Source organism: Streptomyces clavuligerus, assembly GCF_005519465.1.
In the GTDB taxonomy this organism is placed as follows: Bacteria; Actinomycetota; Actinomycetes; order Streptomycetales; family Streptomycetaceae; genus Streptomyces; species Streptomyces clavuligerus.
This window is the reverse complement of record NZ_CP027858.1, coordinates 3,822,030-3,841,841: the sequence shown is the minus strand read 5'-3', so window position 1 is coordinate 3,841,841 and position 19,812 is coordinate 3,822,030. Positions and strand designations below refer to the sequence as shown.

The 19,812-nt window shown below is 72.9% G+C and carries 27 protein-coding genes and 2 pseudogenes; 10 read left to right on the top strand and 19 right to left on the bottom strand.

Translation table 11 applies throughout. The features are described 5' to 3' along the window. The first annotated feature begins 955 nt into the window (after nt 1–955). The 9 genes from CRV15_RS16125 to CRV15_RS16085 all read left to right on the top strand — a co-directional run bounded on the left by CRV15_RS16125 (nt 956) and on the right by CRV15_RS16085 (nt 7,826). Nucleotides 956–1,303, top strand: a complete 348-nt coding sequence (locus tag CRV15_RS16125; protein ID WP_009996538.1) for a hypothetical protein — start codon at nt 956–958, stop codon at nt 1,301–1,303. Between the two features lie 2 nt (nt 1,304–1,305). Beyond that, nucleotides 1,306–2,262: a hypothetical protein gene (locus CRV15_RS16120; RefSeq protein ID WP_003960875.1), complete on the top strand. Its 957-nt coding sequence runs from the start codon at nt 1,306–1,308 to the stop codon at nt 2,260–2,262. Continuing rightward, nucleotides 2,262–2,963, top strand: a complete 702-nt coding sequence (locus CRV15_RS16115) for an ATP-binding protein (RefSeq protein WP_003953658.1) — start codon at nt 2,262–2,264, stop codon at nt 2,961–2,963. Before CRV15_RS16120 ends, CRV15_RS16115 begins: the two co-directional genes overlap by 1 nt. Before the next feature lie 87 nt (nt 2,964–3,050). Then, entirely contained in the window at nt 3,051–3,623 is a 573-nt protein-coding gene (locus CRV15_RS16110) for a WhiB family transcriptional regulator (RefSeq protein WP_003953659.1), read from the top strand. Beyond that, the gene (locus CRV15_RS16105; RefSeq protein WP_003953660.1) at nt 3,620–4,657 is read left to right on the top strand and encodes a DUF2637 domain-containing protein; all 1,038 of its coding nucleotides are present in this window, start codon (nt 3,620–3,622) and stop codon (nt 4,655–4,657) included. Before CRV15_RS16110 ends, CRV15_RS16105 begins: the two co-directional genes overlap by 4 nt. A gap of 104 nt (nt 4,658–4,761) precedes the next feature. After that, on the top strand, nt 4,762–4,986 hold the full coding sequence (locus CRV15_RS16100; protein WP_003953661.1) for a hypothetical protein: 225 nt from the start codon (nt 4,762–4,764) through the stop codon (nt 4,984–4,986). After that, the gene (locus CRV15_RS37895) at nt 4,983–5,615 is read left to right on the top strand and encodes a MobC family plasmid mobilization relaxosome protein (protein WP_003953662.1); all 633 of its coding nucleotides are present in this window, start codon (nt 4,983–4,985) and stop codon (nt 5,613–5,615) included. Before CRV15_RS16100 ends, CRV15_RS37895 begins: the two co-directional genes overlap by 4 nt. 2 nt (nt 5,616–5,617) lie before the next feature. Next, entirely contained in the window at nt 5,618–7,324 is a 1,707-nt protein-coding gene (locus tag CRV15_RS16090; RefSeq protein WP_003960876.1) for a relaxase/mobilization nuclease domain-containing protein, read from the top strand. Nucleotides 7,325–7,394: 70 nt separating this feature from the next. Next, a complete protein-coding gene (locus tag CRV15_RS16085; protein WP_003960877.1) occupies nt 7,395–7,826 on the top strand; it encodes a hypothetical protein in 432 nt (143 codons plus the stop codon). Between the two features lie 61 nt (nt 7,827–7,887). Here the strand turns inward: CRV15_RS16085 and CRV15_RS16080 are convergent, their stop codons facing one another. The 3 genes from CRV15_RS16080 to CRV15_RS16065 form a co-directional block, all read right to left on the bottom strand. Continuing rightward, the gene (locus CRV15_RS16080; protein ID WP_009996543.1) at nt 7,888–8,211 is read right to left on the bottom strand and encodes a hypothetical protein; all 324 of its coding nucleotides are present in this window, start codon (nt 8,209–8,211) and stop codon (nt 7,888–7,890) included. Nucleotides 8,212–8,517: 306 nt separating this feature from the next. Next, nucleotides 8,518–8,745: a hypothetical protein gene (locus CRV15_RS16070; RefSeq protein WP_003953667.1), complete on the bottom strand. Its 228-nt coding sequence runs from the start codon at nt 8,743–8,745 to the stop codon at nt 8,518–8,520. A gap of 30 nt (nt 8,746–8,775) precedes the next feature. Beyond that, complete coding sequence (locus tag CRV15_RS16065; RefSeq protein WP_009996548.1) at nt 8,776–9,153, bottom strand: SPDY domain-containing protein; 378 nt, start codon at nt 9,151–9,153, stop codon at nt 8,776–8,778. Between the two features lie 208 nt (nt 9,154–9,361). Here CRV15_RS16065 and CRV15_RS16060 point away from each other — a divergent pair, with 208 nt between their 5' ends. Then, nucleotides 9,362–9,520 (top strand): hypothetical protein, encoded by a 159-nt coding sequence (locus CRV15_RS16060; RefSeq protein ID WP_230864133.1) that lies wholly within the window; start codon nt 9,362–9,364, stop codon nt 9,518–9,520. Here CRV15_RS16060 and CRV15_RS16055 read toward each other — a convergent pair. The 16 genes and pseudogenes from CRV15_RS16055 to CRV15_RS15995 all read right to left on the bottom strand — a co-directional run bounded on the left by CRV15_RS16055 (nt 9,517) and on the right by CRV15_RS15995 (nt 19,772). Then, nucleotides 9,517–10,032: a hypothetical protein gene (locus CRV15_RS16055; RefSeq protein ID WP_003953670.1), complete on the bottom strand. Its 516-nt coding sequence runs from the start codon at nt 10,030–10,032 to the stop codon at nt 9,517–9,519. The genes CRV15_RS16060 and CRV15_RS16055 overlap by 4 nt on opposite strands. A gap of 36 nt (nt 10,033–10,068) precedes the next feature. Beyond that, nucleotides 10,069–10,569 (bottom strand): hypothetical protein, encoded by a 501-nt coding sequence (locus CRV15_RS16050; RefSeq protein ID WP_197363903.1) that lies wholly within the window; start codon nt 10,567–10,569, stop codon nt 10,069–10,071. 60 nt (nt 10,570–10,629) lie between these two features. After that, entirely contained in the window at nt 10,630–11,055 is a 426-nt protein-coding gene (locus CRV15_RS35960) for an SPDY domain-containing protein (RefSeq protein WP_003960878.1), read from the bottom strand. Further along, entirely contained in the window at nt 11,052–11,483 is a 432-nt protein-coding gene (locus CRV15_RS16040) for an SPDY domain-containing protein (protein WP_003960879.1), read from the bottom strand. Before CRV15_RS16040 ends, CRV15_RS35960 begins: the two co-directional genes overlap by 4 nt. Before the next feature lie 32 nt (nt 11,484–11,515). After that, a complete protein-coding gene (locus tag CRV15_RS16035) occupies nt 11,516–12,310 on the bottom strand; it encodes a MarR family transcriptional regulator (RefSeq protein ID WP_003953673.1) in 795 nt (264 codons plus the stop codon). A 15-nt stretch (nt 12,311–12,325) separates the two neighbouring features. After that, nucleotides 12,326–12,820, bottom strand: a complete 495-nt coding sequence (locus CRV15_RS16030; RefSeq protein WP_003953674.1) for a hypothetical protein — start codon at nt 12,818–12,820, stop codon at nt 12,326–12,328. A gap of 27 nt (nt 12,821–12,847) precedes the next feature. Continuing rightward, nucleotides 12,848–13,312, bottom strand: coding sequence for a type II toxin-antitoxin system RelE family toxin (locus CRV15_RS16025; protein ID WP_003953675.1), 465 nt, complete (start codon nt 13,310–13,312; stop codon nt 12,848–12,850). Next, on the bottom strand, nt 13,309–14,115 hold the full coding sequence (locus CRV15_RS16020) for a hypothetical protein (protein ID WP_003953676.1): 807 nt from the start codon (nt 14,113–14,115) through the stop codon (nt 13,309–13,311). The genes CRV15_RS16025 and CRV15_RS16020 overlap by 4 nt, the downstream gene beginning before the upstream one ends. Before the next feature lie 2 nt (nt 14,116–14,117). Continuing rightward, nucleotides 14,118–14,696, bottom strand: coding sequence for a DUF4913 domain-containing protein (locus CRV15_RS16015; RefSeq protein ID WP_003953677.1), 579 nt, complete (start codon nt 14,694–14,696; stop codon nt 14,118–14,120). Between the two features lie 101 nt (nt 14,697–14,797). Further along, nucleotides 14,798–14,965, bottom strand: coding sequence for a hypothetical protein (locus tag CRV15_RS36750; RefSeq protein WP_003953678.1), 168 nt, complete (start codon nt 14,963–14,965; stop codon nt 14,798–14,800). 495 nt (nt 14,966–15,460) lie between these two features. Continuing rightward, nucleotides 15,461–15,691: pseudogene (locus tag CRV15_RS37450) on the bottom strand (DNA cytosine methyltransferase); the annotation flags it as partial. 118 nt (nt 15,692–15,809) lie between these two features. After that, nucleotides 15,810–15,995, bottom strand: a pseudogene (locus CRV15_RS37445) (DNA cytosine methyltransferase); the annotation flags it as partial. Next, entirely contained in the window at nt 15,985–16,593 is a 609-nt protein-coding gene (locus CRV15_RS16005) for a hypothetical protein (protein ID WP_003953680.1), read from the bottom strand. The pseudogene CRV15_RS37445 and the gene CRV15_RS16005, both read right to left, overlap by 11 nt. Further along, a complete protein-coding gene (locus CRV15_RS16000; protein WP_009996558.1) occupies nt 16,590–17,759 on the bottom strand; it encodes a DnaB-like helicase N-terminal domain-containing protein in 1,170 nt (389 codons plus the stop codon). The genes CRV15_RS16005 and CRV15_RS16000 overlap by 4 nt, the downstream gene beginning before the upstream one ends. After that, nucleotides 17,756–17,911, bottom strand: coding sequence for a hypothetical protein (locus CRV15_RS36320; protein ID WP_009996559.1), 156 nt, complete (start codon nt 17,909–17,911; stop codon nt 17,756–17,758). Before CRV15_RS36320 ends, CRV15_RS16000 begins: the two co-directional genes overlap by 4 nt. Nucleotides 17,912–18,041: 130 nt before the next feature. Continuing rightward, nucleotides 18,042–19,772: a type IV secretory system conjugative DNA transfer family protein gene (locus tag CRV15_RS15995; protein ID WP_009996561.1), complete on the bottom strand. Its 1,731-nt coding sequence runs from the start codon at nt 19,770–19,772 to the stop codon at nt 18,042–18,044. Between the last annotated feature and the right edge of the window lie 40 nt (nt 19,773–19,812).

The window sequence follows — 19,812 nt, the reverse complement described above, 5'->3', positions numbered from 1 at the left end:
AGTAAAGGATGCGCAAAGCGATCATGGAATTGTCGTCCGGGTGATTGACGGGCGACCCCGACTCTGATGTTGTTCGGGATTGAACCAATGTTCCCGCCCGGTCCGATGGGCGATCTTGTTGATTACGGGCTGAAGCGGACATTGGTATGACTTATTTCCGGGCGTGCTCAGTTTTTTGGGCACGCCCATTTTTCTGTGCACGCCCGCCGGGGTGAGCGGCCCCCGCGAATTGGCGATCTTGTAATCCGGTTTCACGCTACGCGTGTAAACCATCCACTGGTCAAGGGAATTGGCGTCGCCGACTGATTCCCGGATCGGCTCCCGGATTTGCCCGGCGGCGGTTCCGTCCGTGGTTTACGGGGCGTTGACGAGGGGATGACGCCCGGTTTAAAACCAAAGGGCCCCGTGATCAGCGGGGCATTCGGCGGACCGGGGAGGGCGGAAGAGATGAGGCGAGGCACCGCACCCTGGGCGCGACCGCCGGCCCCGCCCCCGCCCGACACCTCCTCGTGCACCGGTCCGCCGTCAGGACCTTTCCGCTGAAAGCTCACGGCGGGGTAATCCGGGCCGGTCCCGCATCGTGCGGCGGGCAATGCCGCCGGGAATCCCCGATGCGCCGGGCCCGGCATGGTCGGGGAGCCCTTCGGTGCACTTTCCGGGCGTAGATGTCGTGTTGGTGTCGATGTCCCCGAACACCCTCTGTGCGCTGGAGTGTTGGACGCGTCATGCATATGTTGTTGGTCCCGGCAGCGAAGACCGGACGGAACCAGAAGAAGGAGGGGGAGAGGATGAACGACCTGCCACCGCGCGGCGGGTAAAGGAAACGGCGCCCGGGAGTTAGCCGCTCCCGAGCGCCGATCCGACACCCCGAAGGATGCCCATAACTGAAGCGGGTCGGCTGGCCTTTTCGACGAGAACGGCCGACCCACTCCACCTACAAGTAGGGAATTCTTACATGCCCGCGCACCACAGCGGAAGGGCCCGCATAACCCCGCCCGCCGCAGACCCCGCCGACCGCAGCCGACGGCTCGCCCGCGCCGTCGCCGCGATGATCCCCCAAGCCGCCACCGCCCGGGTCTCCCAGCGCGACCCCGCCCAGGTCTGGCCCAGCCCCCACCTGCGCGCATACGACGCCCACGGCCACCAGCTCCCGGTCACCCGGGCGAAGGCGCTGACCGCCGCCCGCTGGATCATCCGCGCCCACCCCACGGTCGACTGGACCGGCGAAGCCCACGACCTCGACCTCACCACCGGAACCCTCCGCCCCGCCGCCGAGGCGTACGCCACCGCCGGGGGCCGCTGACGATGCCGAGGATCCGCACCATCAAGCCCGAAGCCTTCCGCTCCGAATCCCTCGCCGCCGTCTCCCTCACCGCCGAACGGACCTTCCTCGGCCTGCTCACCGAGGCCGACGACCACGGACGCTTCCGCGACCAGCCCGCCGTCCTCGCCGGAGCCCTCTGGTCCTACCGCCCCGGACACGGCGCCCTCGGCGTCGAAGACGACCTCACCCAGCTCGCCGAACACCACCTGATCTGCCGCTACACCGTCCACGAGGACGGCGAGAACCGCCGCTACGCGCACATCGTCTCCTTCCGCAGGCACCAGCGGATCAACCGGCCCTCCGGGGTCCGCACCCCGCCCTGCCCCCACCACGAGACCCCCACCGCCCCCGCCGGACCGCCCCTCGGCACCACCGCATCGGAGCCTGCGGTGAGGGCTCACGGAGGACTCACTGAGGGCTCAGTGAGTCCTCACGGAGCCCTCACGCAATCCGCCGAACATGACAAAATCGCAGGTCAAGCCGCACTCAGTGAGCCCTCACTGAGTACTCACGGAGGGCTCAGTGAGCCCTCAGTGAGTACTCACGGTCCGGATCTAGGACCTAGGAACCTGGACCTAGGAACTACTTTGTGGGGCGCGAGCGCCCCCGCACCCCGGAGTCCCTCGGCGAAGCAGCTCGTCGACGAGTACGCCGCCGCCTGCGCCCACACACCCCCGAACAGCGTGCTCGGACATCTCGGCCGGGAGACCGCCAAGCTCCTTGCCGAGGGCATCGACCCCGGCCACGTCCGCGCCGGGCTCGCCCGCCACCGGGTCAAGGCCCTGCACCCCAGCACCCTGCCGAGCCTGGTCCACGAGGCCATGAACGCCACCCCCGCCGCCCGTTTGGACCGGCCGGGAAACCCGCCTAACCTGCCCGGGCAGCGGGCCTGGGCCAACCCTGCCGACCCTGCCGCCGCCTACGCCGAGGAGCTGTGATGCGCGACCACGACCCTCAGCATCTCGGCGGTATCGCCCGCCGCCTCGCCCACATCCTCACCACCCGGGGCATCGACCCCACCGCGACGCCGGACGGCGGGCCGGAGCCGGTCCCAGCCCTCCTCGCCGCCGAGTCCCGCATCCCGGCCCGCTACCGGGGAGCCACGGCGGACCACCCGGCCGTCGCCGCCTGGGTCCGCACCATCGCCGAAGCCGGTCGGCCCGGTCCGGGCGGGGCCCCGGGGATCGCGCAGGGGCGGTCGCTGCTGATCGCCGGGACCACCGGCACGGGCAAGACCCACCAGGCGTACGGAGCGATCCGCAGCCTCCTCGGCGCCGGGGTCCGGCTGCGCTGGAAGGCGACCACGGCCGCCGACCTCTACGCCGACCTCCGCCCCCGCCCCGGGCACGACGGCGAACGCGAACTCCGCGACCTGGCCCGCTGCCCGCTGCTGGTCATCGACGACCTCGGGGCGGCGAAGTACAGCGAGTGGACCGAGGAGATCACGATGCGGCTGATCAACCACCGCTACAACGAGATGCTCCCGACCCTGGTCACCACCAACCTCGGCATGGCCGACCTGCGCGCCCACACCGGAGACCGCGTCGCCTCCCGCCTCTCCGAGATGGCCGACAAGGTCATCCTCGACGGCCCCGACCGCAGACGCGCCCACCGACGCCACCCCGTCGCCGCAGTCTGAACCCACCTGCCGCTCTCCGGGCCCACGGGCCCGCCTTCACCGACCCCGGCCGCACACACCTGCCCCGGGATCCTCTGGAGACCCCACATGCACAGCACCACCAGCACGGTCGATGGGCCGCGCACCCTCGGCGACCAGACCTGGCAGAACCAGGCCGCCTGCCACACCAGCCCCAGCGGCGACCCCGACCTGTTCTTCCCCGAACCGGACGAGATGGACCGGATCCGGGCCGCCAAGACCCTCTGCGCCCGGTGCCCGGTCCGCCGCACCTGCCTGGACGCCGCACTGGAGAACGGCGACCGCGACGGCATCCGGGGCGGCCTCACCCAGGAGGAACGCGACGCCCTCCACAGCAAGCTGGCCCAGCGCCTCGACTACGCCCGGATCAACACCGTCCTCGCCGGCGGCGACGTCCACCTCAGCCGGGCCGAACGCCGCGCGGTCGCCCGCGACGCCTACCAGGCCCAGATCCCGGCCGACCAGCTCGCCCGCCTCCTGAAGATCACCAAGGAGCACGCCCAGAAGCTCTACCGCACCGCCGCCCGCGAGATCCGCAACCGCAACACCAAGCCCAGGACCAAGTCCCCCAGGACTGCGAAGGCGGCGCCGATCGCCGCGACGAAGGCCCCTGCCCGTACCGACCTCGGGACGGCCGCGTGAGCGCCCCCGCGCCGATACGGGCGCACACCACCACCGCCTGGGACAAGGCCGCCGTCGTCACCCTCGGTGCCGCCGCCTGCGCCCTCTCCTACGACGCCCTCCAGCAGATGGCCGCCTCCATCCACATCCGGGGTGCCCTCACCTACCTCTTCCCCCTGATCATCGACGGCTTCATCGCCTACGGCGTCCGCGGACTCCTCGTCCTGCACGCCGCGCCCTTCGCCGCCCGCGTCTACGTCTGGACGCTCTTCGGCACCGCCTCAGCGGTCAGCATCTGGGCCAACGCCCTCCACGCCCTGCGCCTCAACCAGCAGGGGCCATCCGCGAGTGGCCTCCAGCTCGGCGACCTCACGGTCGGCGTGCTCTCCACGGTCGCCCCGCTCGCCCTCGCCGGAGCCGTCCACCTCTACATCCTCATCGCCCGCCAGCCCACCACCGGCACCACGGTGGCCGACCGGCCCGGACACCCCGGACAGCCGGACACCCGGGTTGTTCGCACCGACCGGCCCGCCACCGACCGACCGGAACTGACCGACGTGCCGGAGACTGACCGGCCCAATCCGGCTGGCCCGGCCGACCGGGGCCGTCCGGAACTGACCGGGCCTCCGGACACTGACCGACCGGCCTCGGTGACCGCCGGAAACCCGGTGGCCGAACTGACCGCACCCGCCCCCTCCGCCCCGGACACCCGCCCGGTCACCCCGGACGCTCCGGCCGACCGGCCCGGTCAGCCGGTCGCCCTCCCCGACCCGGAGCCCGAGGACACCGGCCGCGCCGGGGCCGTACCGTCCGGTGACCCGGACAGCAGACCCACCACGGACACCCGACCCATCGCACCGGCTGGTCCGGAGGACGAGGACGAACTCCTCCCGATCGCCCGCGTGGCGGTCACCCGGGCGAACCGGGTCACCCGCCAGGTCGTCGCGGACGCGATCCGGGGCCAGGGCATCCCGCTGGCCAATGACCGGCTGACCGCCCTGGTCACCCAGCTCCGTACCGAGGACCGACCGGCCCAGGTCACTCTGACCGGCTGACCGACCGCCCCACGGGGTGACCGGCCCGGACTGTCCGGCCCGGTCACCCCGCCCCGGACACCGCCCACCGGTGGCTGCCCCTGCTGCTCGTATCGGAGACCTTCGTGCGCACCACCCCGGTCACCCCGGCCGAAGCCGACGCCTGGATCACCACTCTGCTCGCCCGTGGATACCTCCATCACGCCGAACGCGGCCCGGACGGGTCCTGGACCGTCCGCCGCACCGCCGACAGCCGGCCGTGGACCCTGCACCACCCGGCCCTCGCCCTCGACTACGCCGCCGAGATCCTCCGGGAACTCCGGCGAACCGCCCCGGAGGCCCCCCGATGACCCGACCCGAACCGGCCGACCCCGCCACCGTGGTGGAGGGAGGCGACTGCCCGGCACGAGGCCGAGCAAGCTATATCGTCCGAAACTCCTCCGCAGCCACGGGCAGCGGAGGAGTTTCGGACGAGCTTGCCCCCACCCCGAACGGGGAGGGGGAACCCTCCCGGCACCAGGGGGTGCCGGGAGGAGGTGAGGTTGGGACCGGGGGCGGACCGCAGCCAGGAGGAGAAGCCGAGCTGTCGTCCGTACGTCGTCAGCGTCCGCGCCTGCGCCAGACCGTCCAGCGCGACCACGTCCGCAGCGTCCGCCTCACCGCCGACGAACTCGCTACCGTCCAGCACGCAGCCAAGTCGGTCGGGTTGACCACGGCCGGGTTCCTCGCCGACGCGGCCGTGGCCGTCGCCCGTACCCATGGCGACGCACGGCTCTGGCTGACCGACCAGCGGGCCCTGGTCGAGGAGCTGATGACCGCCACCGCGCAGCTCGCCCGCGCCGGGAACAACCTCAATCAGGTGGCGAGGGTGCTGAACTCCGGCGGTCACAGCGACGCGGTCGACCAGACGGTCGGCCGCGTCCAGCGGGCGGCGGTCCGGGTCGAGGCCGCCACGGTCGAGATCGCCCGGAGGCGCTGACCGTGGTCCCGGACATCTCCACCGGCAGCCGCACGTACGGGCTCCTCGCCTACCTCTACGGCCCTGGCCGCCGAGACGAACACGAAGATCCTCATATCGTCGCCGCCTGGCAACCGGGCCTCGCCCCGGATCCGGGCCGGGACCCGGCGGCCACGCTCAGGGAGCTGACCGACCGGCTCGACCTCCCCCTCCTGGCCCTCCCCGCCGGCCGACGGCCCAAGCGGCACGTCTGGCACTGCCCCGTCCGCACGGCCCCCGGCGACCGGCACCTCACGGACGCGGAGTGGGGCGAGGTCGCCCGCCGTATCGTCGCGGCGACCGGCATCGCACCCGAGGGCGACGACCAGGCGTGCCGCTGGATCGCCGTCCGCCACGCCGACGACCACATCCACATCGTCGCCACCCTCAAGCGGCAGGACGGCCGCAGCCCCCGCCGCCACAACGACAGCGCCCGTGCCCAGGCCGAATGCCGGAAGATCGAAAAGGAGTGCGGGCTCCAGCAGCTCAACCCGGGTGACCACACCGCCGCCCAGCGTCCCACCAGCGCCGAATGCTCCAAAGCAGAACGCACCGGACGGACCGAACCTTCGCGCGAGACCCTTCGCGAAGCCGTCCGCCAGGCACTGGCCGGAGCCGCGGACGAAGGCGAGTTCTTCGCCCGGCTCACCGCCGCCGGCCTCCGCGTCGAACAGCGCATCGCCCCCTCGGGGGACACCCTCGGCTACAAGGTCGCCCTCCCCGGCGACCGCAATCGGGCGGGCGAGCCGGTCTGGTTCTCCGGCTCCAAACTCGCTCCCGACCTTTCCCTCCCCAAGATCCGCCAACGCCTGGAAACGGGCCCGCTCGACCCCGAGGAGGGGCCCCGGTTGCGCCCCGCCGGTGCCCGCCGTGACGCCGTCGCTCCCGCCGTACGGGCCGCCACTGCCCTTGATCAGGACGACGACGGTACGGCGGTCGCGCAGCTCGTCGGCACCGGGGAACTCCTCGACGCCCTGGCTCTGACGGCCCCGGCCGCCATCCGGCGGGAGCTGTCCCAGGCGGCCCGTGCTTTCGAGCGGGCGACCCGTACGCACGAACGCGCAGCCCGCGCCGACCACCGCGCCCTCCGTTCCGCTGCCCGCGGAGTCCTCCGTGCCGGGGACGCGCTCGGCCGGGGCGAGGACGGCGGCACCACCGCCATGGTCCTGTCCACCCTCGTCCTCGTCACCCTCGCCGCCGCCCGCTGGCACTCCGCCCACGGCCACGCCCAACAGGCAGCAGCAGCACGCCAGACCGCCCAGCACCTCCGCGCCGCCTACCGGACCACCGCCGCACCGCCGTTGAAGGCGATGCGCCACCACGGCCAGCGGCTGCCTGACCTTGTGCGGCATCAGCACACGGCCACCGTCGCGGACGCGCTCCCGGAACAGGCCGACCGGCTTCGAGGAGAACCGGGGTGGGATGCCCTCCTCGCCACCCTCGACCAGGCCCAGCAGGCCGGCCACGACCCCACCGCCCTCCTGAAGACCGCGGTCGGGCAGCGCGAACTCGACACCGCCGACAACGTCAACGACGTCCTCATCTGGCGCATCCGCCACACCACCGGCCTCCCTGCCGCACCGAAGCCGGGCACCCGCCCGGCACCGGCCCGCACCCGGGCCACGAAACCCGCCGAGAGCTCCGCACGCACCACCCCGGCTCCGGCCGAGCAGCGGCGGGCCCGCCGCTGACCAGCACAAACCCCTGGACTCCCACCAACCCCACTGCTATGGCTCGAAGAAGAGACCCCCGAGGAGAATCGTGATCCACGACGGCACCCGCCAGCAGCCCAGAACCACCCAGCAGCCCACCCCGGCCCCGGCCCCGGTGCGGGCCTCCGGCGACGACCCGGTCCTCCGGCTCCAGCAGGAGTACCGCCCCGACGGCGTCCGCATCCGCATGCGCAGCGTCAACCACCCCGAGGAACTCTTCATCACCGGCCTCGTCGTCATCTGCCCGAACTGCGGGGCCCGCCGCGACTGGATGGTCATCTGCGACGGGCCCCGCATTGACATCCGCTGCCGGTGTGCCCACCAGTGGCACGAGCCCGAACTCACCCGCGCCGACTTCGAGGTGATGGTCGGCGACGGCACGGGCCCGGTGTATCCGAGCCTGGACGACGCCGCCCGCGCCACCGGCTACGACGGCACCTTCACCGGCATGTACCTCAACGAGCGCCGCCCGATGGAGTGACCCGGTACACGCCGACGAGGCCGCCCTGAAGATCCGGGCGGCCTCGTCGTAGGGCTGTGGGTCAGGCGGTGGTGAGGGCCTTGGTGGCGACGCGGAGTGCGGCGTGGAGCGCGAGGGTTTCGTAGACGGTGGGGTGGACGGTTCGGCTCCAGTCGCCCCGGAGGCAGGGCCAGGTGGCGAGGGTGACCTCCAGGGTGTTCAGGCCGAGGCGGGCGGTGACGTCCATCCCGCCGCTGGAGGGGGTGGGGGTCCAGGTGAGGAGGAGAGTCCCGGGGCCGAGCCGGTCGCGGCGGCTGTCGGGGGCAGCGTGCCAGGTGGCGCGGAGGATGTCGCCGGGGCACGGGGAGACTTCGCGGACGATGGCTCCCCGCACACCGGAAGGCATGGGCCGCAGGACGGCCTTGCGTAGTGGGAAGAGACCAGTGGGCAGGGTCATTCGCCGGTCCAGTTCAGTTCGGCGGCGACATCGCGCGGGAGGTAGTGGTCCTGGCCGTCCTCGGCGATGTAGACGGCCGGGCCGTCCATGCCGGTGCCCTCGATGACCCGGCCGATGGTGTGGGCGAAGGGCCAGTCGGGGTTGACGGCGAGGAAGACGGGGAGGGTGGGGTTGAGGGTCTGGAGCTGGTGGACGAGCTGGGCGACGGTCAGCGGCTGGGACAGGGCGGCCTCCTGAGCGGATTGGCGGGTGTGGTCAGTTCGGGTTGCGGGAGGCGGTGATGCGGTGGCGGCGGCCCATATCGGCGGCGTAGCCCTTGGTCGCCGAGGGTTCGGTCCAGGTGCCGCAGGTGCAGGTGGCGATGAACCGGCCACGGCCGGTGCAGCCTTCGGCGAGTGGTCTGTTGCTGGTCGTGTACTTGTGGTCGGGCGGGCAGACGGTGCCGTCGGGGTGATAGCTGGTCACGGTGACCTTGTGGGACATGGGCAGTCCTTCGTGGAGACGGCTGGGGGGTCAGGAGCAGTGGGTGCACAGGGCGGTGGGAGTGGCGATGAGGGCGGCGAGGAACCCGGCGACGGCCAGGGCGGGGATCCCGTCGGGGAAGGTCTGCTGCCAGACCGGTTCGCCGTTCGCGTCGAGGGTGCGGATGTGCCAGAGGTCGCCGTGGCGGGCGGCGGGGGCTTCGGGGAGGAAGCCGACGTAGAGGCCGCCGTCCGGGCTGGTGGCGTGGACGTTGGAGTCCGGGTCGGTGATGACGGCCCAGCCCTGGGCGTCGAGCATGGCCAGGACCGGGCCCGCGCAGCCGCAGCCCAGCGGCCACTCCCGTACGGCGGAGGGGAGGCTGGGGCTGAGTTCGGCGGGGCGGGGGAGAGCGAGGGCGGAGTGCGTCACGGGTACGGGTATCCCTTCGTTGACCTGCGGTTTTTCCCGACACCCGTACTTGAACATGGGTCCGAAGGGGTGTTCCAGTCCGTTCGGGCCCGTGTGTGTCTGCCGTGGGCGAATCCCGCCCGGGACGGGCCGGCGGGGCGGAATGAATCGCCCGTCGCCGGAGCCGATTCCGTCGTACGGCGAACGGAACGAACAGCAGGGGGAGCCCGTGAACAGAGACGAGGCCCGGGAGTACGCGGAGCTGGCCGACGACGTCCGGGCGGCGTCGCAGGCGCGGGCCCGGATGGCGGACGGCCGCCGGATCGAACTCACCGTGGACGAACTCACTGCCCTCGTAAGCCCGGAGGGCGGGCCTGGGGAGTCCTAGCGCCGTTTGGCCCGGGGAGCGGCCGGCGGTTCTACGGCCCGGACCGGCCCCTGGGTCGCGGAGGTGTCCGGGGTTGCGGGGGCGGTGCTGATGCCGGTGGTGGTGCGGGCGCGGGCGGCTTCGGCGCGCGGCTCACCGGTACGGGCCAGTTCGCGTGTCAAAGCTTCCGCGAGATGGCCTTCGGGGTGGGCATCGATCACGGCGCAGAGGGCGCGGACGCGGGCGTTGGCCTCGGCGTGGGCGATATGGAGCTGGGTGGCGGCGGAGGTGATGGCGTCCAGTTCGTGGAGGACGGGGACGTGGCCTGGGCGGGTGAGGTGGTGGACCCGCTCCTGATGACCGCTGATCTCGGAGTCGGCGAAGACGATGCTCTGCCGTATCCGCAGCACGGTGAGCAGAGCGGGATCGGAGATGCGGCCTTCGCGCCGAAGAGTCTGGAGGGCGTCGACGGGCCGCTGCCAGGCGGCCTCGATGATGGCGTCGGCGGAGGCCAGGGCCGTGGGCTGGGACATGAGGGACGGGGCTCCTTCAGTGGGGGCGGCTGCCGGTCAGCGACCGGGCATGCGCGGCGGGTTCGGGGTACGGGGGTTGAACGGGAGGACGTTGGACCGGTCCGGGACGACATCGGGCCTGCTCTCCCGCCGAGGTGGTGCCGCGCCCAGGGCCGGGGAGACGGCCCTGGCCGCCGTACTGCGGGGCAGGAGCCAGACGGGGCCGCCGGTGTAGCGGTCGGCCGCCCGCTGGACGAGCCGCTGCTGCTCGTCCAGGGGCAGGGCGTCGATGTGCTGGACGATCCGGGACAGGCCGGAGATGAACAGGGCCTGATCCGGGTTGCCGAAGGCATTGGTCACGGCACGGACGGCTTCGGCCTCGACCATCGGGGCCCAGGAGTAGTCGAGTTCGGCCGCGTCGCAGACGTGCTCGGCACCGCCGTGGAGTGCGGTGGAGAAGGGTTCCCCGGCATCGATGACGGTGGACAGGGAGTCCAGGATGGTCTGGGTCGCGCGGCGCAGGCGGCCGGTCAGCTCGGGGTCGGTCGCCCACGCCACGGGCTGATACGGGGTCGGCGGGCCGCCGGTCGGAGGCGTATCCACAGGGGTCCCGCCGGTTCAGCGGCGCCGGGCCGACGCGGCGGCCGGGGCCGGGGTCGTGGTCCGCCACACCGTGACCGGGGTTGGGATCACAGCGCGGGCGGTGGTGGAACGGGAACGGGCGGCCTGTGCGCGGGCGATGTCCAGCGGGCTGGGCACGGGCGGCTTGACGGGGGTGATGCGGGATGCGGCCCGGTTGCGTTCGGGGAGGTGGTCCTTGTAGCGGGCGACGGGGGCGGGGTCGGCGAGCCGGGCGGTGGTGGCGCTGATCAGGTGCACCGGGGTGTTCGTGGTGAAGGTGGCGAGCCATTCGGACGAGTAGCCGGAGGCACCGCCGCCCATGACCCAGCGGGAGCGGAGGTCGTTGATCTCGTCCTGGTGGTCCAGCCGGCCGTTGACGTGGGTGATCAGGGCGAGCCGGTCGGGTGGCTGGGTCGTGCTCACGTAGGGCCGGTGGTTCGTGCTCCAGCCTGCCTCGGCCAGAGCGAGGAAGGGCTCCGCCCTTGAGGCACCGGGTGGCCGTGGACGGAGGCGTGGTTGCCCTGGGCGTGGTCCTCGGCGAGGGCGGTGGTGAACGCGGCGACGACCTCGACGGGGGTGAAGTGGTCGAAGGTGGCCAGCCACCGGGGCGGGGCGAACGGCCGCTCGTGGCCGGTGATCCGCCACAGGCAGTCGTCCTCGCCTTCCGGTAGCCATCCGACCCGGACCTTCTGGTCCGGTGAGGCCAGGTACGCGTTGGCCAGGTCGTCGTCAACCATGGTGAAGCCGACGTCGAGCAGGGGCCGCAGGGCCGGGTCGCCGGTGTAGGTGGAGCCAGCGAGGTACACCGGGGAGACGTAGACGTCGCCGTCGATCTCTTCGGCAGCGGGCATGGCGGGTGGTTCCGTTCCTCGGGTGGGGGTGGTCAGCGGGTGAGGTGCGGGCGGGAGATCGCGGTGACGGCGGCGGGCACCAGGGGCTGAGCCGCGGGCGGATGCGAGAACAACCCCGGGACCGCCGCTGCGGCAGGCGCGCGCTGGACGGCGACCGCCGCCCATTCGTTGCTGATGGTCTGCGGGCGGACGAGGACCGGCGGGGCCGGAGCCGCAGACGTTGTCGCGGTGGTGGGGTTCCAGGCGGCCAGGGCCGTGTACGCGTCGCCGAGCTGCTCGGCCGCCGGGCTCAGCTCGTACCGGGTGCCCTTGCGTGGGGAGTCCCGGACGATCAGCCCGTCCCGCTCCATGCGTGCGAGGCGCTGGTGGGCCGAACTGGGGGGCAGCCCGGTCGTCTCGACGATCTCGGGGTACGTGAGTGGTCCGTGCCGGTCCAGCGCGCCGAGTGTGGCGGTCGTTCCGACGGGCCGCAGTCGGGCGAGGGTCTCCTCGGCCCGTTCCGCGTCTGCGGTGGCCGGGGTGAAGTGGGTGCGGTGCCAGTCGGCGAGGGCGCGGTGGACCGGCCCGGTCGCGCGCCCGGCCGCCGTGACCCCGTAGGTCCCGTGGCCGTGGCGGTCCACGAGCCCTTGGGCGTACATGCGGTTGAGGACCTGGATCGTGGTCGGGTAGCTGTTCCACGGCATGGCCGCGCCGATCTCCGCCGGGCGCATGGTCTCGTGCTGGCGGAGGGTCTGCAGGGTCCAGGTGGTCCAGCGGGGCGAGAGGGTGACGAGGGCCTGGTCGACGGACTCGGTCCGCCCGGTGAGGGCAGCGCGAAGGGTGGGCACGGGGCTCCTCCGGGGTCAGCGGGGTCGGCGGGCCGGGACGGCGGTGGTGGGCAGGCCGGTGATCGGCGGCACCGGGGCCACGGCGGAGACCGGGCTCCCGGGGGTGCGGGAGACGGCGGCCTCCGCCCGCGAGGCGAGGCCGTGCACCGAGGCCGGGACGGCGGTGTCGTTGGCGAGGGAGCGCTTGTAGGCACCGGCCATGGTCCGCAGATGCTCGGCGCTCTGATCCCGCCGTGCGCTGAGCAGGGCGATCTCGGTGCTGGCCGTCCCGAGGACGGCGGCGCTCTGCCCACCGCGGACGGAGTCCAGCTCCCGGGCGATGCAGGCGGTGCGCTCGTGGACCTTCTGATCGAGGTCGTCGACCTTGAAGGTGGCGTCCGCGATCAGCGCGGTCAACTGCCCGTACGGGCTGAGGAACGGGTGGCGGCCGAGGAGATCGGCGGCCGAGTCGACGCCGAGGGACTCGCGGACGAGACGGGTCCCGAGACCGGGCGGCGGGGTGCCGTGCACAACAACTCCAAAAAGGCGGGAAGGGGTTCAGGTACGGGTGCGGCGCTGGGCGGCCGGTGCGGTGGCCGCGGTCGGCGCGGCAGTCGGGGACACGGGTGGGGTGCCCGTGGTGCGCATGTGCGGGGAGCGGGCGCGTGCCGCTTCCGCGCGCTGGTCCGTCCCGGCGGCGGCCTCGCGGCGCAGACGGTCGGCGGCGGTGCGGTAGACCGTGTTGTCGTACCGTTCGCCGACCGCGACGAGGAAGATCTCCCGCCGGTGCTGCGAGGAGGGCGGGGCGTCGCGGAACTGGAACACCATCCGCCAGCGGGTCTGCGGGTCGACGTAGACCTTGTGGCAGCCGGCCAGCTCCCGGTGCATCCGAGCCCCGCGCTCGTTGCCGTGGACCAGGTGCTGGAGTTCGAGCAGGGCCAGATCCCGGATGTTCCCGGGGACGTTCCGCAGGTCTTCCAGGGCTTCGGGATGCGCGGCGAAGGCGTACCGCGCGGACTTCACGACCGCCCCCGGCCGGTCCGGGCCGTCTCCGAGGAGACGGAGGGGTGGGGTGCGGTGACCGGGTTCGGCGGCACGGCGAGGCGGCCCGGGGCACGGGGAGAGCGGGCGACGGCGGCCTCCGCCCGTACCGCAGCGGGCTCGGGGGCGGCCGGCCAGCCCCTGTCCCTGTCCCAGACCCAGTTGTCGGCGGCCTCGGCCGTAGGAAAGGCCGCCTCCCGCACGGTGTACGTGGTCAGGCTCGGCGCGACCTCCTCAAGGAAGATCCGGTACGGGAACTGCGCCGAGTCGGGGTGCGCGTCACGCACCATGACCCAGGTCTCCATCCCTGCGCTGAAGTCCCCCACCTCGCCGGTGTGGTGGTCAAGAACCTCGTACCGGTCATCGGTGTTGGCCCGCAGCAGCTCCTCCAGCGCATCCGCCGCACGGGGCCCGCCCGCATCCGACAGCTCGACCTTCGTAGGCGGGCACCCCCGCTGGACCAGCCACCGCTGCGCCAGCGGCGAGAGCGGGTGCTTCTGCTCGGCGAACCGGTAGGTGCGCTGCTCGGTGTCCCGGGTGAGGTGCATGGCGACGTAGGAGGCGGTGCCGGGGACGTCGTAGATGTACGTCGGGTCGTGGAACAGGAGGTAGCTGTCGCCGCTGTGGTGGGCGGCCAGAAGCACGAACGAGCTGTCGTCGAGCGTCGCGCGGTGGAAGTAGTCCTCGATCTCCTCGGTGGCGGCGGTGAAGCCGTCGAGCCGGTAATCCGGGGAGGCGAAGAGGTCAGGCTGGTCGTCCGGCCAGGAGGAGAACTGCTCGGTCATGATCAGGCCCCCTCGGCGCCGGGCGCGGCCAGCAGCCGGTGACTCGGCCGGGCCGCGCTGGTGGTGCAGGCGCCGAACGGCCCGTCCGGGGCACGGAGCTGGAGCCACGTCGGATCCAGGTGGTCGCGGTGCCAGGTCGCCGGACCGACCGGACCGGCCTCGATGTCGGTGAACTGCTGCCACGCCAGCCACAGCCCGTGCAGGCGGGCGATGGCCTCGGGATGCTCCCGCCACTGGAAGCACCACGGCCGGCCGGTGGTGATCTCCCGTCCGTAGACCGGCACCAGCAGCCGCTCCACCCACGTGCCGAGCGCGGCGAGTTCCTCTTCGTACGCCTGCCCGGCCAGCGCCAGGATGAAGATCGACGACGGGCCCTCCGTCCCGGCCGGGGATCCGTCCCCGGCGGCGGGCCCGGACGTGCCAGGACTCTCGCCGTCGTCTTCGTCGCCGGGGCCTTCAGTGAGGCGGGCGATGGTTTCACCGTGCCGCTGGGTCTCGGCCATCAGCCGGTGCACGGTGGAGACCAGATCGCCGAGATCGTGGTCCGCGACGCGCACCGGCTCATCAGCAGGCATGGACATGGGGCAGCCCTCGTTTCCGCGGATCGGACGGGTGTTGGGCTGCAGATGGTCCGGACGGAACCCGGTTTGGCCCGGCCGGGAGTCCCGGGGTAGAGGGGGGCTCACCCCGCCCGGTGCGGGCAGTGGCCCAGGGGCGGGGCGAGCAGTTCGACCGCGCGGGCGGCCTGCTGGGGGACGACGCCGTTGCCGAGGGCGGTGAGCTGGGCTGGGCGTCCCAGGCCGGGGGTGTCGGTGACCCAGCCGGGCGGCAGGCCCTGCATCCACTCCACGAACCGCGGACTCAGACGGCCCGCGCCATCGGTCGGCTCCGGCGCCGGGCGGGTGACGTTCTCCCACCGGGCGACGGCTGCGGCGTAGGGCCCCCACGCTCCGACGGGGCCGCCGTCGTCGCCGGTTCCGTGGTGAACAACGGCAGGACCACCGCCGACAGCGGGGGCCGGAACCCCTTGCCCGCACGGCGCCCCGGGGTACCCGTGTCCGTGGCCCGCGGAGTCGGCAGCAGCCGCGCCGCCGCCGACGGCAGCGTCAAATCGCCGTTGCCATGACGCTGATTGGGCGACCCCTTGACCCCGTCCGAAGCCTTCGGGGTCGGCAGCAGCCACTCCACCTCGTCCGCGAGGTTCGGACCGTGCCCGCCTGCCTTCCTCTTCGCCGGATGCTGGCTGCCCCCGTTCGTGCCGATGTTGCTCGTCGGCGTCTTCAACAGAGCGGGGCCAGGCAGTGAGGAAGACCCGCTCACGCTGATGTGGCCCGCCGACGTCGGAGGCGCGAAGCACGCGCCAGCGCGCATCGAACCCGATGTCGGCCAGGGATCCGAGTACGGCACCGAGTGCCCGCACAGCAGGCTGACCTGCGTGGTCTCCCAGACACCACGGGCAGGGTTCCAGCTCGCCAGAGGAGGGGGCGGCGGGGGAGGTGAGGAGCCCCCGGACATTCTCGATCACCACCAGACAGGGTCGGAGGACGGCGATAGCGCGGGCGACGTGGTGCCACAGACCGGACCGGGTGCCCGCGGACAGCCCGGCCCGGCGACCGGCGACCGAGACGTCTTTGACAGGGGAAACCCGCCGTCAGGACACACACCCCCTGGACATCCGCCCAGCTCACCACCGAGATGTCGCCCAGGTTCGGCACCCCGGGCCAGTGCCGGGCCAGAATCCTCGACGCCCCGGGGGCGGTGTCGGCGTGCCAGGCCATCCGCCCGCCCAGGACCGACTGGACCCCGAGGTCGAGGCCGCCGTACCCGGAGCACAGGCTCCCGATCAGCCGCCCGCCCGGCGCGGGCGGTTCAGCGGCCACGGCGCGGCTCCGGGGTGTAGGCGAGCCGGAACACCGGAGCTTTGGCGAGGTCGAACGCGGGCGGGCGGTAGATCGAGTTCGCCGGACGGGCCGAGCGGCTGAGCGCGGCGAGGATCCGGGGCGGTGTGCTGTCGATCCGGTCGGAGGACTCCCGCAGGCTCCGGCTGACCGCGCCGAGACCGTCCCGGGTCAGCTCCAGCCGCCACTGCGCCATCCGGAACGCGGCTTCCCGGGTGTCGCTCAGGTCCCCGCTGTCCGGAGCCAGGGCATGGCGGCGGAGGGTACCGAGCTGGTGGTACGCCTCGGTGTAGTTCGCCAGTGCCTGGCCCGCGTGGATGGAGGCGGCGGTGTAGGCGTGGATGACGGGCCCGAGATCGAGCCCGGCCGTATCGTTGTCGGCGCGGGATTGGACCTCGTCGGCCAGCGTGGTGACCAGGCCGCTCAGCTCGGTGAGGCGGCGGGAGGCGGTCACCAGACCGGGCAGCTCGGCGGGCGACGACGGCACGGTGATCTTTTCGCGGAGTTCATCGACCTCGGCAGCCACGGCGTACAGCTCCTCCTTCTCCATCGAGGCGCGGCCGGTGTGCTCGTGGATCATGCGGGGCTCCGTCGGGAAGTACGGACAGGGGTGACGGAAAGGGCAGCGGCGGCCGGGGCCGGCGGGGCGGCACGGCGAGTACGGCTGCGGGCGCGAGCAGCCTCCGCCCGGTCAGGCGAAACCCCCGCCGGAGCGGGCGCTTGCGGCTTCTCGGGCGCGGGTGCGGTGCGGGCGGTGTGCCAGCGACGGCGGACCTCGTCCAGCGGGCCGAGCGCGTGCAGGGCATGGCCGATGAGCCGCCCGGCGGGCAGCGCCTCGTCCTCGGCCAGGGCCCGGACCTGCTGGGCGGACTCGGCCGCCGTACGCACCAGCGCTGCCCCGACGACCCGCTCGCCGAAGTAGTCGGCCGACCCGGCGACCGCCAGCGGGTCCAGCACCCGTACGACCCGTTCCGCGTCGAGGGTGTGGCCGTTGAGGGCGCCGCGCCGCTGGACCTCCCAGAGCACGGTGAGCTGATCGACCGGCTCGCCCCGGTGGTTCAGAGCCCCGAGCGCCCGGTAGAGCTGTTGATGGCCCGGGTCGGCGAAGTCCTCGGGGCGGAGCCAGCCGACGACCGTGCCGATCTGGTCCGGGCGGGCCGCGAGGCAGGCGAGGAGGAACTCCTCGTCCGCGTGGAGATCCTCGTCCACCGCCGGGGTCCGGGGACCGGGTTCGGGGCCGGCCGGGGGTGGGACGGGGCGGGCGTCGGCGCCCCAGCGGCGGCCGAGATCCGCGAGTACCCCGGCGAGGGCGTCGGCGCGGAGGAGGGTTTCCTCAGTGGCGCCGCGGATGGTGTCGGCGCGGGCGGCCTGGTGGAGGCGGACGGCGTGCTCGGCGACGGTGCGGTGGATGGCGCCCTCCAGCACCATTCGCCCGTAGACCACCGCGTTCCCGGGGTTCGGGCAGGCGGCGGCGAGCTGGTGCGGGTACGAGGCGGTCACACCCCGGGTGCGGGTGCCTGCCTCGGTGACCGCGTCCGCGACCCAGGACACCGGCACCGACCCCGCCGCCGCCGTACTCCCCGGGTGGGATCGGTCGCGCAGGGCGAGGACGGAGGCGTAGAGGGCCTGGTGGGCGGGGCGGTAGAAGTGTTCGGGCCGCAGCCACGACCCGAGGCGGTCGAGCTGGGCGGGGTCGAGGAAGACAGCGCCGATCACGGCCTGTTCGGCGCGGGCGAGAGGGTTCACGCCGGCCCCTGGTGGGAGCGGAGGGCGGCGACGGCCTGCTGGGCGTCGGCGAAGTCGGCGGCGAACCGGTCCAGGCCGGCGGCGACTGCGGGGTCGTCGAGCCGGATCGAGAGGGTGGCGGTGGTGAGCCACCACTCGCCGCTGCGGCGCACGACCGGCGCATCACCAGGCAGTTGGGAAAGAGGGGGTGGGGAGGACACAGGGACTCCGGGAAGTGCGAGGCGGAACAGGGGAGGCGGGCGCGGGGAGTCCGTCTGCGCCGGCGGGAGGCATACGGGGCGGTCATGCGGCGGGGCCGAGGTCGTCGCGGCCGAAGGTCTTGGCGAGGGCGCGCTCGGTGATCGCGGCCGTCGCCGCTGCGGACGCGGCGCCGTGGCGGGCGGCGTCCGGCTCCTTGTACCAGGGCTTCAGGTCGAGGAGCGCGGGGCGGATGCCGGTCGCCAGCAGCAGCGCCGAGCCCTTCGGGAGCGCGCGGATCGCGTCGGCGGGCAGCACCCGCTCCTGCCGCATCGACACCGACGTCGACTTGCCCGACTCACTCGTCGACACCGATACGGTCCGGACGTCGTGGTCGCCGACCAGGCGGGAGAGCTTGTCGGCAAAGTCCGCGTCGTCGATGCCCGACCCGATCAGCTTGATCGTCGCAGCGGACCACAGAGCGTCCATCCCGCTCTCGCCCCACACTCGCACGCCCTGCCGGTAGGACTGGAGGATCGTCACCGGGATCACGCCCCGGGACCCCAAGTGGGAGTACAAGTCCGGGAGATCCTGGATCTTGCAGACGTTGGCGGCCTCGTCGAGGATCGCCAGCAGCGGGGCGTCGAGCCGGCCGCCGTCCCGCTCAGCCTGGATCACGGCCGCGCGCATCACCGCGTCGGCCGCCGCCGCGATGATCGCCGACGCGGAACCGCCGCCGTCCTTGGACAGCAGGAACAGCGTGTCCTTGCTGGTGGCGAACGCCTCCGGCCGGAACTCGGCGATCTTCTCCATCCGACGGGGCGGGGTCACCCAGGCCGCGATCCCCGGGTCGAGGAGACAGCTCGCGTACTGGCGGGCGGTCTCGTAGATGCCGTCGCGGGTTTCGACGGCGCCGGCCACGGTGCCCTGGAGCTGCGCGGCGACCGCGTCCAGCCCCGCGTCGTGGAGAAGGTCGACCGGGGTGCGGTCCGCAGGCGAGGCCAGCCAGGCCAGGACGTCGGTGATCGGGCGGCTGTCGTTCGCCGCCGCCAGGAACAGCGCGGTCAGCGTGTTCGCGGCGGCCGTCGACCAGAAATCCCCCGCGGATGATTCGTCCACCGAGGCAGTGACGAAGTGCCCGGCGAGCCGCCGAGCCCCAGCGAGATCGTGGGCGTCGGCGAGGATGTCCCACCACATCGTCCTCGGGGCATGGGCGATCTGCTGCGGGTCCAGCGTCCACACCGTCCCCACCTCCGCGCGGGCGGTGGCGGTGGCGGTGAACGCGTCGTTCGCGGCCTTGTTCGACGTCAGCAGCACTGGCCCCGGAGCCCGCAGGATTGCCGGAATCGCCAAACCGCTGGTCTTCCCGGAACGCGGGGCCATGATCGCCAGCAGCACGTCCTCCCACGAGGACCGCACCTCGTGACGACCCGGCTTCAGCGTGCCGAGCAGCACCCCGCGGTCGTCCGGCGGCACATCCTTCGGCGCCGTACCCTTCAGACTCGGCCGCAGCCCGACCGCCTTCGCCGCGCCCTCCTTCGGCAGCAGGACGGACAGGTCCCGGGCGGTGGCCAGGCCGTTCGTGCCTCCGCGCCACCGCAGCCACAGCTTCGCGCCCACCACGGCACCGGTAGTCAGGACGAGGCCGGGCAGGACCCAGGCCGTGGTGACCAGGACGGCCTGCGGCAGACCGGGCCACACCTCCCCGGGACGGACGAGAGCGGCGCTCGGGTCGTACGGTGCCCAGGCACCGGAGCCGGCCGCGATGTTGGCGAGGTTGCCGAACAGCCAACCGAGCGACCCGGCACCCATGCCGAGCGCGGCGGCGCCCAGCATCAGATAGAGGAGAAAGTCCGTGCCGGTGGCGGACGAGGGC